The following is a 14,544-nucleotide window of genomic DNA, read 5'->3' on the forward strand; positions in this document are numbered from 1 at the left end:
CTCCGGCGCTGTCAGCGGGTTTCGTTGAACAGCTCACGCCCGATCAGCATGCGGCGGATTTCGCTGGTCCCGGCGCCGATCTCGTAGAGCTTGGCGTCGCGCAGCAGTCGTCCGGCGGGGAATTCGTTGATGTAGCCGTTGCCGCCGAGAATCTGGATGGTGTCCAGGGCAAATTGCGTGGCGCGCTCGGCGGCGTAGAGGATCACCCCGGCGGCGTCCTTGCGCGTGGTCTCGCCGCGCTCGCAGGCCTGGGCCACCGCATACAGGTAGGCGCGGCTGGCGTTGAGCTGGGTGTACATGTCGGCGACCTTGCCCTGGATCAGCTGGAACTCGCCGATGCTCTGGCCGAATTGTTTGCGGTCGTGAATGTAAGGCAGGACGACGTCCATGCACGCCTGCATGATCCCGACCGGCCCGCCCGAGAGCACGACTCGTTCGTAATCCAGGCCGCTCATCAGCACCTTCACGCCGCCGTTGAGCGCGCCGAGCAGGTTTTCTTCCGGCACTTCGACGTCATCGAAGAACAGCTCGCAGGTATTGGAGCCGCGCATGCCGAGCTTGTCGAATTTGTTGCCTCGGGAGAAGCCGTGCCAGTCGCGTTCGACGATGAACGCGCTGATGCCGTGGGCGCCTTTTTCCAGGTCGGTCTTGGCGTAGATCACGTAAGTGTTGGCGTCAGGGCCGTTGGTGATCCAGGTCTTGCTGCCGTTGAGCACGAAGCGGTCGCCCCGACGGTCGGCGCGCAGCTTCATCGAGACCACGTCGGAGCCGGCGTTGGGTTCGCTCATCGCCAGGGCGCCCACGTGCTCGCCGCTGATCAGCTTGGGCAGGTAGCGGGCTTTCTGTTCGGGGGTGCCGTTGCGGTTGATCTGGTTGACGCAGAGATTGGAATGCGCGCCGTAGGACAGTGCCGCTGAGGCAGAACCCCGGCTGATTTCTTCCATGGCGATGACATGGGCCAGGTAGCCCAGGCCTGCGCCGCCGTACTGCTCATCGACGGTGATGCCCAGCAGGCCCATGTCGCCGAACTTGCGCCACATGTCGGCGGGAAAGAGGTTGTCTTTGTCGATCTGTGCGGCACGCGGGGCAAGCTCGGCGGCCACGAAGGCGCGCACCTGGTCGCGCAGCATGTCGAGGGTTTCGCCGAGGCCGAAATTGAGCGTGGGGTAATTCATGGACTGCATCCCGTGTTGTTATTGGAGGGCTGACAGGGGGAAAAGAAACTGCGTCACCTTTACGTTAACGTAAGCCTGCAGTCGTGGTGATGTCAACGACGATGAAGTGCTATCGCTGGGGATAATCGGGAGGGGAGGTTTACGAATGACGAATAGCACGAAGGGGAGCCTGGGCTCCCCTTCAAGTTCGATTGCATGCTCGTTTTTATTAGTAAGTGGCCTGTTGTTGTTTTTGGCAGCCAGCTTCTTTTGCTTTTCTGAGCGACCCCCAAGCGGGGCCAAGAGCAAACGTATTTTTTTGAGCGCTGATCCGCTTCGATCTTTTGATCCGACTCGTCTGGTAGCTGCCTGAACGCAGTTTTATTGTTCTCAGTCCGGTCGTGAGGCCAAGGCCTCAAGTAGAGCGATCCACTCCAAAAAAATCAGTTAGCTGCGTCTCTGTCCGTGTTGTTCTTGTTATGTCAGAGCCGATACGTCTTGTTTTTATTGGGTCATTGCATTTGTTATTTTTGTTGTACGTAAGACATAGCAGAAGCCATGCCAACTTTTCAGAGTTCCCGGTTTGCGGGGCTTTGCGGATTTCACCGGCCTTGATTCACTGCTGAATCTGTCGCCAGGTGTTTCCGTGTTACCCGTTTCCCTGAACACGATGGCGGGCAGGGTAACACTGTGTGACAAGTTGTCGCACATCAGGCCGACAGGCGTGCCTTCGCCACCCGTGACCCATTTGCCCGACCGAGGGTGTCGCTGATGCGCTGACCGGCTGCAATCAGCTTGTCCAGATCGATACCCGTCTCAATGCCGAGGCCGCTCAGCAGGTAAACCACGTCCTCGCTGGCCACGTTGCCGGTCGCGCCTTTGGCGTAGGGGCACCCGCCGAGGCCGGCCACGGAGCTGTCGAACACGTGAATGCCTTCCAGCAGGCTGGCGTAGAGGTTGGCCAACGCCTGGCCGTAGGTGTCGTGGAAATGCCCGGCCAGCTTGCCCCGGGGGATTTGTCCGGCGACCACGTCGAACAGCGTGCGGGTGGCGCCCGGCGTGCCGGTGCCGATGGTGTCGCCCAGGGAGACCTCGTAGCAGCCCATGGCGAACAGCTCGTTGGCGACTGACGCCACTTGCTTCGGTGAAATGTCACCTTCATAGGGGCAACCCAGTACGCACGACACGTAGCCGCGAACGCTGATGCCGTGCAGGCGCGCGGCTTCCATGATCGGCACAAACCGGTCCAGGCTCTCGCTGATCGAGCAGTTGATGTTGCGCTGGGAGAACGATTCCGAGGCGGCGGCGAATACCGCGACCTCTTTCACGCCCGCTGCCAGCGCGTCTTCGAATCCGCGCAAGTTGGGTGCCAGCGCGGCGTAGGTCACGCCTTCCTTCGGCTGGATGCCGGCGAACAGTTCAGCGGAGCCGGCCATCTGCGGCACCCATTTCGGCGACACGAAACTGCCCGCTTCGATATAGCTGACGCCCGCATCGGCGAGGTCGTGCACCAGTTGCAGCTTGTCGCTGACGCTGACCGGGCGGGATTCGTTCTGCAGGCCATCCCGAGGGCCGACTTCAACCAGACGCACACGTTGAGGGAGAGACATAGCGGCATCGTTCCTGAAAGATTTGGCTTTAGGTTGTTGTTCTATGGGACTGAATCAGCTGGATATTTCCAGTGCGGCCTTGCAGCGTTCTTCTGCTGTGTCGAGTTCTAGTTGCATTTGTTGAATGTCCAGAAGCTGCTGATCCAGCTGCGCGCGACGCTCGGCGATTTTTTCCAGCATGGTGCTCAATTGTTTGTGGTTGCCGCCGTCGGGGTCGTACAGACCGATGAGGTCGCGGCATTCGGCGAGAGAGAAGCCGATGCGCTTGCCGCGCAGAATGAGTTTGAGGGTGACCTTGTCACGGGCCGAATACACCCGCTCCATCCCCCGGCGTTCGGGGCTGAGCATGCCTTGTTCTTCGTAGAAGCGGATGGTGCGGGTGGTGATGTCCAGCTCGCGGGCGAGGTCGGAAATGCTGTAGGTGGTGGCGGTCATGGCAGTGCTCGATACGGAAGGCCTGGGCGTAACGTAAGTGGGGCTTTACGTTAACGTCAAGGGCGTTATCAAACACTGGACAGCTTTTGCCAATCGTAGGACGGCGTTTTGAATGTAGGACCGGCTTCAGCCGGGAAAGGGCCAGCAGCCACACCGCACAATGGATGGTGTCCGCAGGGGCCTCTTCCCGGCTAAAGCCGGTCCTACGTTGACCGCAGGCGCCGCTGAACCTTCACTTCACTGCTTCAAGGGTCTTGCCCAACTTGCGCTCCTGCGCAGTCACCAATTGGCAGAGTTCGATGATCTGCTCACGCATCCAGCGGTTGGCGGGGTCCTGATCGGTGCTTTCGTGCCAGTACAGGTGGGTTTCCACGGTCGGCACGTCGTTGACCGGCAGGTGCACGAAATGCAGGTCATTGCGCCGGGCGAAGCGCTCGGGAACGGTCATCACCATGTCGGTTTGCTGCAACACCTGCGAGGCCATCAGGTAATGCTGCGAACGCAACGCCACCTTACGCTTGATACCCATTTTTCCGAGCGCCAGATCCACATAACCCAAGCCACTGCGCCGGCTGGAAATATGAATGTGCGCGACGCCGAGGTAGTCATCCAGGCTGATGGCCTCCTTGTTCGCCAGCGGGTGGCCACGGCGCATGGCGCACACGTAGCGGTCTTCCATCAACTTGACGTGGCGCACCTGGGGGTCGGTATTCAACGGCGCATCTACGGCGAAATCCAGTCGGCCCGCCGCGAGTTCCTTGGTCGTCTCCCGGCGCTTGGACAGAAAGCTTTCGATGGTTACGGCGGGCGCCAGGCGCCGCAGCCGTTGGAACAGTGCCGGCAGAATCACCGCTTCGGTGAGGTCGGTCATGCTGATGCGGTAATTCTTGTTGGCCTGCAGCGGATTGAAAATCCGGCTCTCCTGCACCGACACCCGCAGCAGCGACAGGGCGTTGCGCACCGGGCCGATGATGTTCTGCGCCATCGGGGTGGGCACCATGCCCTGGGCGGTGCGCACGAACAGTGGATCGTTGAAGGTTTCGCGAAGGCGCGACAGGGCGTTGGACACCGCAGGCTGGGTGATGCCGACGATCTGACCGGCGCGGGTCAGATTGGCTTCGGTGTAGATGGCGTCAAACACAATAAAGAGATTGAGATCGACCTTGCTCAGGTTCATTGCTGTGCGCCTCGTGCAGTTCTTGTTGTTTGGAATGCGCCGAATCATATATCGGTTATGAATGTTTATACACGCCGAGAATAGGTTAGATAAATGGGGGGCGCTGATCTAGCATCGGCTCACGACCTGACAACACCTCATAGAAGGCAGCCGCCCCATGGATTTCGCTTACTCCCCCAAGGTTCAGGCACTGCGCGAGCGCGTGACGGCCTTCATGGACACTCACGTGTACCCGGCCGAGCCCGTGTTCGAGCGCCAAGTGGCCGAAGGCGACCGCTGGCAGCCGACGGCGATCATGGAGGCGCTCAAGGCGAAGGCAAAGGCCGAGGGGCTGTGGAACCTGTTCCTGCCGGAATCCGAATGCGGGGCAGGGCTGTCGAATCTCGAGTACGCGCCGCTGGCGGAGATCATGGGCCGCTCGCTGCTCGGCCCGGAGCCGTTCAACTGTTCGGCGCCGGACACCGGCAACATGGAGGTGCTGGTGCGCTACGCCAGTGAGGCGCAGAAGGAACGGTGGCTGGAACCTTTGCTGCGCGGCGAGATTCGCTCGGCGTTTGCGATGACCGAACCCGACGTGGCGTCCTCGGATGCCACCAACATGGCCGCGACCGCAGTGCGTGATGGCGATGAGTGGGTCATCAACGGCCGCAAATGGTGGACCTCCGGCGCCTGCGACCCGCGCTGCAAGATCATGGTGTTCATGGGCCTGAGCAACCCGGACGGCCCGCGTCATCAGCAGCATTCGATGATCCTGGTGCCGACTGACACGCCAGGGGTAAAAATCCTGCGGCCGCTGCCGGTGTTCGGCTACGACGATGCGCCCCACGGTCACGCCGAAGTGCTGTTCGAAAACGTGCGCGTGCCGTACGAAAACGTCCTGCTGGGTGAAGGACGTGGTTTCGAGATCGCCCAGGGTCGCCTTGGCCCGGGCAGAATTCACCATTGCATGCGCTCGGTCGGGATGGCGGAGCGCGCGCTGGAACTGATGTGCAAACGCTCGGTGCAGCGCACTGCGTTTGGCCGGCCGCTGGCGCGACTGGGGGGCAATATCGACAAGATCGCCGACTCGCGCATGGAAATCGACATGGCCCGGCTGCTGACCCTGAAAGCGGCCTACATGATGGACACCGTAGGCAACAAGGTGGCGAAGAGCGAGATCGCGCAGATCAAAGTGGTCGCGCCGAACGTCGCTCTGCGGGTGATCGACAGGGCGATCCAGATGCATGGCGGTGCGGGGGTGTCCGGCGATTTCCCGCTGGCCTACATGTACGCCATGCAGCGCACCCTGCGCCTGGCCGACGGCCCGGACGAAGTCCACCGCGCGGCGATCGGCAAATTCGAGATTGGCAAGTACGTGCCCAAGGAGATGATGCGCAGCGAACATCGGTGACCGACCACGACGTCGCCAGTAAGCCGTACAGTGCTGGCGGGCTTGAACCGCATCACTCCACCCACACCTCCACCCGGCGGTTCTTGATCCGGCCTTCATCGCCGTCATTGGTCGCCACCGGCATTTCGTCGCCGAAGCCGCGCACTTCACGCAGCACCACCTGATGTTTCAGCAACTCCCGGCGCACTGCCATCGCGCGCAGTCTGGACAGCAACTGCGCTCGCGCCGGGTCGCTCTTGGCATCGCCAAATCCCACCAGCGTGACCTTCTGATCCAGCTTGTCATGGGCCTTCAGGTAGTAGACCACGCGCTTGAGATCAAGCATGGCCTTGGTGTCGAGGGTCGCGCTGCCCTGGGCGAAACGGAAATTCACCGACAGCCGCTCGGCCTCCCGCGCCAGATTTTGATACGCCAGCGGCATCTGCGTCGTCGCCCGCACTTTTACCGCCTGCACCGTCTGCGCCACAAACCCGTTTTGCGCCACGATGGACTGTCCCTGCGGACTCTGGGCGAACCGCACCAGCGCCTTGGCCCAGCGCTGCTTCGCCTCAGGCGGCAGGTAGAAATACAGACGGCGTGACAGCGGATAGTCTTCGGTGGCGATCAGGCTGACCGTGGGCAGCATCGGTTTGGACTCGCCATCGATGATCGCCACGGCCTTGGCCTGCCGGACGTAGGGCAGGCCGATGAAACCGATGCCCTGGCGGTCCTGGCTGACCTGATCGGACAATTCCTCGCTGGACTCGAACCGCCGGGACTCCTTCGACAACGTCTTGCCGGACTTGGCCAGCACCAGCTCGTTGAAGGTGTCGAAGGTGCCCGACTGCTGATCCCGCGCATATAAATGAATGGCCCCGGCAGTGCCGCCCAATTGCTCCCAGTCGCGGACCTCCCCGGCAAAGATTTTCGCCAGTTGCACTGTGCTCAGCTCTCGCAGCGGGTTGCCGGGATGGAGAATCACCGCAACGCCGTCGATGGCGATGACCTGCTCGGCCTGATGGCTGCGCAAGTCGCCCAAGGCTGACAGCTCCATGGCTTCGCTGTTTTTGATGGGGCGGGAGGAGGCTGCTACATCTGCCAAGCCGTCCTTCAGGGCCACGAAACCTGTGCTCGATCCGTGTGCCGCAATGTCGATGCTGACATTCTGGCCGGACGGCAACTGGGCGGTGATACGCCGCTCGTTGGGGTGCGCGCCCGCTTGTTCCTGAATGGACTGTGCGCCTTGCTGCGCCAGCAGGCCTTTGACCAGCGCCGGCCCCAGTTGCGCGCCAATCGTGTTCGAGCCCTGAATGCGCAAGGCCGGCGAGCCGTCACTGGGCGCGGGCAGGGCAGCGGCGTGTGTATTTACCGAAAAAGCGAAGAGTGAAGCGAGCAAAATGAAAACACGGGTGCGCAGCATGTGCGGCATCTTTATAGGAGTGGAGGTGGCCGGAGAATAAGACAGGCCAATGACGCGCAGATGACAGCCCGCGGCTTATAGCGCCTCGGACGATGAAGCCGCGGGCAGGGCGCCGCGCGGCTCACCTGTGATGGCTCGATTATTCCAGCTCAAGCCAGATCGGCGCGTGGTCGGAAGGCTTGTCCATCGACCGCAAATGGTAGTCCACGCCCGCCGCCTTGATGCGCGGTTGCAGGCCATGGGACGTGAGGATCAGGTCGATGCGCAGGCCACGCTTGGGCTCGTCTTCAAAGCCGCGGCTGCGATAGTCGAACCAGCTGAACTGATCGACCACTTCCGGGTACAAGTGACGGAAGCTGTCCACCAGGCCCCAGTTCTTCAGCTTGCCGAGCCACTCGCGCTCTTCCGGAAGGAAGCTGCACTTGCCGGTTTTCAACCAGCGCTTGGCGTTGTCGGCGCCAATGCCGATGTCGCTGTCCTCCGGGGAGATGTTGACGTCGCCCATCACCACCAGCGGCTGGTCGTTGCTGAATTTCGTTTCCAGCAGGTTCTGCAGATCTGCATAGAAGCGCAGCTTGGCCGGGAACTTGGTCGGGTGATCACGGCTTTCGCCTTGTGGGAAATAGCCGTTCATGACCGTGACCGGATTGCCGTTGCGATCAGCGAATGCGCCCCAGATGAAACGGCGCTGGGCCTCTTCGTCGTCGTTGTCGAAGCCCTTGTGGATCGACAGCGGCGGCTGACGAGAGAGCAGGGCGACGCCGTAGTGACCTTTCTGACCGTGGAAGTGCACGTGGTAACCCAGCGCTTCGATATCGGCCTGGGGAAACTGCTCGTCGGAGACCTTGGTTTCCTGCAGGCCAATGACGTCGGGCTGATGTTTCTCGATCAACGCCGCCAGTTGATGCGGTCGGGCGCGAAGGCCGTTGATATTAAAAGACACAATTTTCATGGGCGGCGCTCCTGGCAGCTCCTTACAAATACAAACGGCGATGCTAGCCGACCTGCCCGGCCGCGGCCAGCGTCAGAGTCGCTGTGTGCGATGGCGGTTGCGCTGTGCGCATTTCTGATCGGCGGCCACGTCGCGGGAACTGCGCTGGCGGGCGGCGACTCGAAGCCTTGAAGTCAAGCACCCGAGCGGCCGCCCCGGGGCTCATCAAAAGGACGCACACCATGCCTGAACTGCCTAGCGAAACGGCGGAGATCCGTCAGCTCGACAGCGGCTACTCCCGCGAAACCCGCGCGCTGCTGTACCTCGCCTACCGCCAAGAGCCGAGTTTTGCTTATCTCTTCGAATCCGGCCGCTCCGGCTACGACCATCGGGTCAAGGCGACCATTCGTGCGCTGGTCAAACAGCACTATCTGCAGGACCTGCCGGCGTTGGGGCTGTTCGTGGCGGACCGCCTGGTCGGCGTTGTCCTGATTGCGCCTCCGCAGCGGCGGCTGGGCATCACCGAAAGCTGGGCCTGGCGCATTCGCATGTTGATGACCACCGGCCTGCGCTGCACCCAGCGCTATCTGGAGTACTACCACGCCGTGCTGGCCTGCGTGCCTTCGGAAGCGGTGCATGTCCTGCCGTTGTTCGGCGTCCATCCCGACTTCCAGGGGCGGCACTACGGCGAGCGGTTGCTCCTGGCGTTGCATGACTGGTGTGCCCAGGACAGAAATTCCCAGGGCATCGTCCTCGACACCGGCAATGGCGATTATCTGGAGTTCTATAACCGACAGGGTTATGAGGAAATCGGTGAGGTGGCAGTAGGACCTGTCCGCGAACACATCTTTTTCCACCCAAATCCGCAGGTTTCATTGGGTTCTGTGGCCTGAGCCGCGCACGCTTCTCCATTTCCGCGGGTTCCAGCAGCCCGCGTCGCTCGTGTAGCATTCGCGCCTATGAAGTTTCCCCATCGATACACCAGTGGCTTTCTCCTGATGTTGTCCAGTTGCGCGGCGTTTGCCGATGCGCAGCTGGAAGTCCGGGTCAAGCCGTCCAATGCCGCGCTCAAGTCCAACATCGAAGGGTATGTGGGCAGCCTCGGCGAGCGCGACGAGCCAGCGCTCGAACGCTTCAGCGTCGGGGCCGTCGAGCAGGCGCAAAAAGCCGCTCAGGCCCTTGGCTATTATCAGGCGCAGATTGACAGCGAAGTCCGCCACGTCGACAACAACCTGCAACTGCTGTTGAAGGTTCAGGCCGGCGAGCCTGTGCACCTGCGCAACGTTTCCATCCGCGTGACCGGGCAGGCGACCCAGCTTAAAAGCTTCCGGGTGCCGAAGGGTGACGCCCTGAAGCCCGGCGCGGTGCTCAACCATGGTGTCTACGAGGACGCCAAGCACCTGATCGAAACCCAGGCGGCGCGCTACGGCTTTTTCAAGGGCCGGTTCGTGACCCAGCGCCTTTCCGTCGACCCGCGCGCCGGTGTCGCCGACATCGAACTGGTCTACGACAGCGGGCCGCGTTTCTCCCTTGGCAAAGTGACCTTCAGCGGCGACGCGCCATTCGATGAAGACTTGCTGCGGCGCATGGTGCCGTTCAAACAAGACACGCCCTACGACTCCGAACTGATCGCCGAACTCAACCAGGCCATGCAGTCGAGCGGCTATTTCGAAGGCGTTCGGGTCAACGCATCGCCCACCGATGCCCAGGCCCAGGTCATTCCGGTCGACGTGCAGTTGCAGACCCGCAAGCCGCGGACCATGGGGCTGGGCGTCGGCTATTCGACCGACGTCGGCCCACGGGTAAAGGCCAACTGGACGCGCCACTGGGTCAATCCCCAGGGCCACAGTTATGGCGCCGAGGCGGAAATCTCCGCCCCTCGGCAGAACGTCGGCCTGTTCTACGACATCCCGCTGGACCCGCCCCTGACCGACAAATTGCGTTTTGCCGGTGGCTATCAATATGAAGAAATCGCCGACACCGACAGCCTCAGCAAACTGCTGACCGTCGGGCCCGAATGGCACAGCAAACTGCCCAGCGGCTGGGAGCGCGTGATATCGCTGAAGTGGCAACGCGAAGAATACCGGCTGGGCAACGACGAAGGTCTCAGCACCTTGCTCATGCCCGGCGTCAGCTATTCGTACCTGCGCAGCGACAACCGCATCGACCCGCACAACGGCTACCGGCTGCGGTTCGACACCCAGGTCGCCAAGGAAGGGCTGGGTTCTGACGCCAACCTGCTGCACGGCACGGTGATGCTCAAAGGGCTGACCACCGTGGCGCAGAACCACCGCTTCCTCGGGCGTGTGCAGGTTGGCGGCAGCGCCAGCAACGGCTACAAGTCGATCCCGCCATCCCTGCGCTTTTTTGCCGGTGGCGACCAGAGCGTGCGCGGCTATGACTACCAATCGCTGTCCCCGGAGAACTCCGACGGTGACAAGATCGGCGGCCGTTACATGATCGCCGGAAGCGCCGAGTACCAATACTCGATCGCCGAAAAATGGCGGGTGGCGGCGTTCGTCGATCAGGGCAACTCGTTCAATTCACTGGACCTGCCGAGCCTGAAAACCGGCGTCGGCATTGGCGTGCGCTGGGTGTCGCCGGTGGGGCCGCTGCGCCTCGACCTCGCCCACGCGCTGGATGAAGACGGCGGTATTCGTCTGCACTTCTCGATGGGACCTGAACTGTGACGAAGCTGGCTTTGTTGAAACGCACCGCGGCAATCACGGCGATTACGCTGCTGTCGCTGATCATTTTGATGGTGCTGACGGCCACCATCCTCCTCGGTACGCAAAGCGGCAGCCGTTGGGCCCTCGGGTGGGTGCCGGGCCTGACGGTCGAAGGGTTTTCCGGTCGTCTGGGCGGCGCGTGGCAGGCGGATCACCTGGTCTGGCAGCAAGGCCAGAGCAAGGTCGAAGTCGACGCACCGGTTTTCGACTGGTCACCCGCGTGCCTCGCGCGCATGACGCTGTGCATCGACAACCTGCAGACGGGCGACATCAGGCTGCAGTTTCCGCCCTCCAGCGACGAGGCAGCCAGCGGCCCGATCACGCTGCCGGACCTCAAGCTGCCGCTGGCCCTGCAACTGGGGCGCGTGCAGATCGGCAGTCTTCATCTGGACGGCACCGAACAGGTTCGCGACGTGCGGCTGGCGGCGCACTGGACCGCTGAAGGGTTGAAGATCGATTGGCTGCACGCCGGTCGTGATGACATCGCCCTTGACCTGTCGGGCCTGCTCAAACCCGAGGGTAACTGGCCGTTGACCGCCGAAGGACAGCTGAAGCTACCCGACGTCAGTGGTCAGCCGTTGTCACTGGCGCTGAACATTCAAGGGGACCTGCTCAAGACTTTGACCCTCAACGCGCAGAGCAAGGGCTACATCGACGCCACGCTCGTCGGGCAGTTGCAACCGCTGGTGGAGAACCTGCCGGCGGACATCGCCATCACCAGCGACAACTTCAAGCCCAGCGCTGATCTGCCGGACACGTTGCAGCTCGATCATCTGATGCTCAACGCCAAGGGCGATCTTGTTCAAGGCTACGCCATCACCGGCAACGCCAGCCTTCCGGCGGAAAAAGGCCCGGTGGCGCTGGCATTACAAGGCCGGGTCGACGCCAAGGGCGCGGACATTGCGGCGCTCGATCTGACCGCCAGCGACAACCAGCGCCTCAAGGCGAGCGGCAAGCTGGACTGGCAACAGGGCCTGCGCGCCGATGCGAAAATCGACTGGCTCGACTTTCCCTGGCATCGCCTGTACCCGTTGATCGACGAGCCCCAGGTCAGCGTGCATACGTTCACCGGGGAAGTGTCCTACACCGACGGCAAATACCTCGGCCATTTCGCCGGCGACTTCAAGGGCCCGGCGGGTCCATTCACGTTGCAGAGCCCCTTCAGCGGCGATCTGCAGGAGATCTTCCTGCCTCAACTTGAGCTGGCAGCCGGGCAGGGCAAGGCCAGCGGTCACCTGAATCTGCAATTTGCCGACGGCATCGCCTGGGACACGGCACTGGATCTCAGCGCCATCGATCCCGCTTACTGGGTCGCGGAATTGCCGGGCTCCCTGGCGGGTCCGCTGCGCAGCAAGGGTTCAATGCGCAACGAGCAACTCACGCTGAACGCCGATCTGGACCTGAAGGGGCGCCTGCGCGGTCAGCCCGCGGTGCTGCAGGCCAAGGCCGATGGCGCCGACAACAAATGGAACCTCAACGCCCTGGACATCCGCCTGGGCGACAACCGGATTCAGGGCACAGGAAGCCTTCAGCAGAAAATCGCCGGCCAGCTGGACATCAACCTGGCGCGACTGGGTCAGCTATGGCCTGGCCTGCAAGGCCAGATGAAAGGGCGCCTCGACGTCGCCGGTACGGTACAGGCGCCCCAGGGGCAACTGGCCTTGCAAGGCACGCAACTGGCGTTCCAGGCGAACACGCTGCAGAGCTTGACCTTGGCCGCCAGGCTCGACAGCGCCCAGCGCGCCACCCTCGACCTGAAGACCTCCGGCATTCAGGCCGGCGACACGGCGCTGGGCGCGCTGACGGTTAATGGCCAGGGCGACATCAAGCGTCAGCAAGTCAAACTCGATCTCAAAGGGCCGCTGCTCAAACTGGCCCTGGCGCTGGATGGCAATCTGGACAAAGGTAATTGGCGCGGGCGTCTTGCCAGCGGCGACATCCAGAGCGGCGGGCAGGACTGGAAGCTGCAACAGCCGGCCAAGCTGGAGCGCCTGGCCGACGGCAAGGTCAACTTCGGTGCCCATTGCTGGGTGTCGGGGCCTGCGAGCCTGTGCGGCGAAGATCAGCGCCTGATGCCCGAACCGCGCCTGCGCTACCACCTCAAGCGCTTCCCGCTGGAAAGCCTGGCGCAGTGGCTGCCCAAGGATTTCGCCTGGAAGGGCGCGTTGAATGCCGACATCCAGCTGGACGTTCCCGCTGCCGGCCCCAATGGCCAGGTGGTCATCGACGCCAGTGGCGGGACGCTGCGGGTCAAGGACAAGAACCAGTGGCTGGACTTCCCCTACGACACGCTGAAGCTGACCAGCAGCCTGACCCCGAAGAAAGTCGACACCAGCTTCGATTTTCGTGGCGGCAAGCTCGGTGAACTGCTGGCGCGGCTGAGCATCGATCCGATCGCCAGGAACAAGCCCGTGACCGGCGACTTCACCCTCAGCGGCCTGGACGTGTCGGTCGCAAGGCCGTTTGTGCCCATGGTGGAAAAGCTCAACGGCAAGCTCAACGGCAGCGGGCGGATCTCGGGCGGCCTGCTGGCGCCTCAGGTCAACGGCAACGTGACGCTCAACGACGCCGAAGTCTCGGGTCCCGAATTGCCGGTGAGTCTTGAAAAGCTCAATGTGCAGGCCCTGATTGCCGGCGAGCGCGTTGATCTGACCGGCAACTGGCGCAGCGGCACGACGGGTCAAGGCAGCATTGGCGGGCATGTGGCCTGGGCCAATGCGCTGGATGTCGACGTTGACCTGAAGGGCACGCACCTGCCGATCACCGTTGAACCGTACGCAAAGCTGGAAGCGGCGCCGGACCTGAAGATTACCCTGCAGGGCGACAGGCTCGCGGTATCCGGCAAGGTGCTGATCCCGAAAGGCGAGATCACGGTGCGCCAGCTGCCGCCTTCAACGGTGAAAGTCTCTGATGACACCGTGATCGTGGGCCAGCAGACCGAACAGGGCAAAACCCCCTTGGCCATCGCCATGGATGTGAACGTCGAAGTGGGCCAGGAGACCTTGAGTTTCAGCGGCTTCGGTTTGACTGCGAATCTGGTCGGCCACGTGCACATCGGCGACAACATGGACACCCGCGGCGAGCTGAACCTCAACGAAGGCCGCTACCGCGCTTACGGCCAGCGCCTGACCATTCGCAAGGCGCGCCTGCTGTTCGCAGGACCGGTCGACCAGCCGTATCTGGACATCGAAGCCATCCGCCAGACCGACGACGTGATCGCCGGCATTCGCCTGAGCGGCAGCGCCGAACAGCCGACCACCACGGTGTTCTCCGAACCGGCCATGAGTCAGGAGCAGGCGCTCTCGTATCTGGTGCTGGGCCGTCCGCTGAGCACCAACGGCGAAGACAGCAACATGGTCGCCCAGGCGGCGCTGGCATTGGGCCTGGCGGGCGGTTCGTCGACGGCGGGCAAGCTGGCGTCCGGGCTGGGGATTCAGGATTTCGATCTGGACACCTCGGGCAGCGGCGACAAAACGGCGGTGGTCGCCAGCGGCAAGATCACCGACAAGCTCAGCCTGCGTTACGGCGTGGGGGTGTTCGAGCCGGCCAACACCCTGACCTTGCGCTACCTGCTGAGCAAGAAGGTGTACCTGGAGGTCGCGGGCGGTGTGGCGAGTTCGCTGGACATCTTCTACAAGCGGGACTTCTGACAACCCGGCGAAACGGGGCGGGACAGGGCCTGCTGGCGGCGGAGTGTCGCCGCTAACAGGCCGGGGTTC

General features: G+C 62.5%; 10 protein-coding genes. 4 read left to right on the top strand and 6 right to left on the bottom strand.

The window, feature by feature from the left end; all coding sequences use genetic code 11:
* Nucleotides 1–11 precede the first annotated feature (11 nt).
* The 4 genes from M1E04_RS12260 to M1E04_RS12275 all read right to left on the bottom strand — a co-directional run bounded on the left by M1E04_RS12260 (nt 12) and on the right by M1E04_RS12275 (nt 4,376).
* On the bottom strand, nt 12–1,175 hold the full coding sequence (locus tag M1E04_RS12260) for an isovaleryl-CoA dehydrogenase (protein ID WP_065990591.1): 1,164 nt from the start codon (nt 1,173–1,175) through the stop codon (nt 12–14).
* 689 nt (nt 1,176–1,864) lie between these two features.
* Entirely contained in the window at nt 1,865–2,764 is a 900-nt protein-coding gene (locus M1E04_RS12265) for a hydroxymethylglutaryl-CoA lyase (protein WP_456293090.1), read from the bottom strand.
* A 54-nt stretch (nt 2,765–2,818) separates the two neighbouring features.
* Entirely contained in the window at nt 2,819–3,199 is a 381-nt protein-coding gene (locus tag M1E04_RS12270) for a MerR family transcriptional regulator (RefSeq protein ID WP_065990595.1), read from the bottom strand.
* A gap of 232 nt (nt 3,200–3,431) precedes the next feature.
* The gene (locus tag M1E04_RS12275) at nt 3,432–4,376 is read right to left on the bottom strand and encodes a LysR family transcriptional regulator (RefSeq protein ID WP_456293091.1); all 945 of its coding nucleotides are present in this window, start codon (nt 4,374–4,376) and stop codon (nt 3,432–3,434) included.
* Nucleotides 4,377–4,533: 157 nt separating this feature from the next.
* On the opposite strand from M1E04_RS12275, the gene M1E04_RS12280 reads away from it, so the two are divergent.
* Nucleotides 4,534–5,766 carry an acyl-CoA dehydrogenase gene (locus tag M1E04_RS12280; protein ID WP_369317843.1) on the top strand — a complete coding sequence of 411 codons (1,233 nt, stop codon included), beginning with the start codon at nt 4,534–4,536 and terminating at the stop codon, nt 5,764–5,766.
* A gap of 52 nt (nt 5,767–5,818) precedes the next feature.
* Here the strand turns inward: M1E04_RS12280 and M1E04_RS12285 are convergent, their stop codons facing one another.
* Nucleotides 5,819–7,165, bottom strand: a complete 1,347-nt coding sequence (locus M1E04_RS12285; protein ID WP_456293092.1) for a substrate-binding domain-containing protein — start codon at nt 7,163–7,165, stop codon at nt 5,819–5,821.
* A 139-nt stretch (nt 7,166–7,304) separates the two neighbouring features.
* Nucleotides 7,305–8,117 (bottom strand): exodeoxyribonuclease III, encoded by an 813-nt coding sequence (gene xthA / locus M1E04_RS12290; RefSeq protein WP_456293093.1) that lies wholly within the window; start codon nt 8,115–8,117, stop codon nt 7,305–7,307.
* Nucleotides 8,118–8,338: 221 nt separating this feature from the next.
* Between xthA and M1E04_RS12295 the strand changes: the two genes are divergently transcribed.
* From M1E04_RS12295 to M1E04_RS12305, 3 genes are all read left to right on the top strand, one after another.
* On the top strand, nt 8,339–8,989 hold the full coding sequence (locus M1E04_RS12295; protein ID WP_456293094.1) for a GNAT family N-acetyltransferase: 651 nt from the start codon (nt 8,339–8,341) through the stop codon (nt 8,987–8,989).
* 66 nt (nt 8,990–9,055) lie between these two features.
* Complete coding sequence (locus tag M1E04_RS12300; RefSeq protein WP_192131762.1) at nt 9,056–10,786, top strand: autotransporter assembly complex protein TamA; 1,731 nt, start codon at nt 9,056–9,058, stop codon at nt 10,784–10,786.
* Nucleotides 10,787–10,854: 68 nt separating this feature from the next.
* Complete coding sequence (locus M1E04_RS12305) at nt 10,855–14,475, top strand: translocation/assembly module TamB domain-containing protein (RefSeq protein WP_456293187.1); 3,621 nt, start codon at nt 10,855–10,857, stop codon at nt 14,473–14,475.
* The last annotated feature ends 69 nt before the right edge of the window (nt 14,476–14,544 follow it).

The organism is Pseudomonas sp. AK106, from assembly GCF_053903055.1.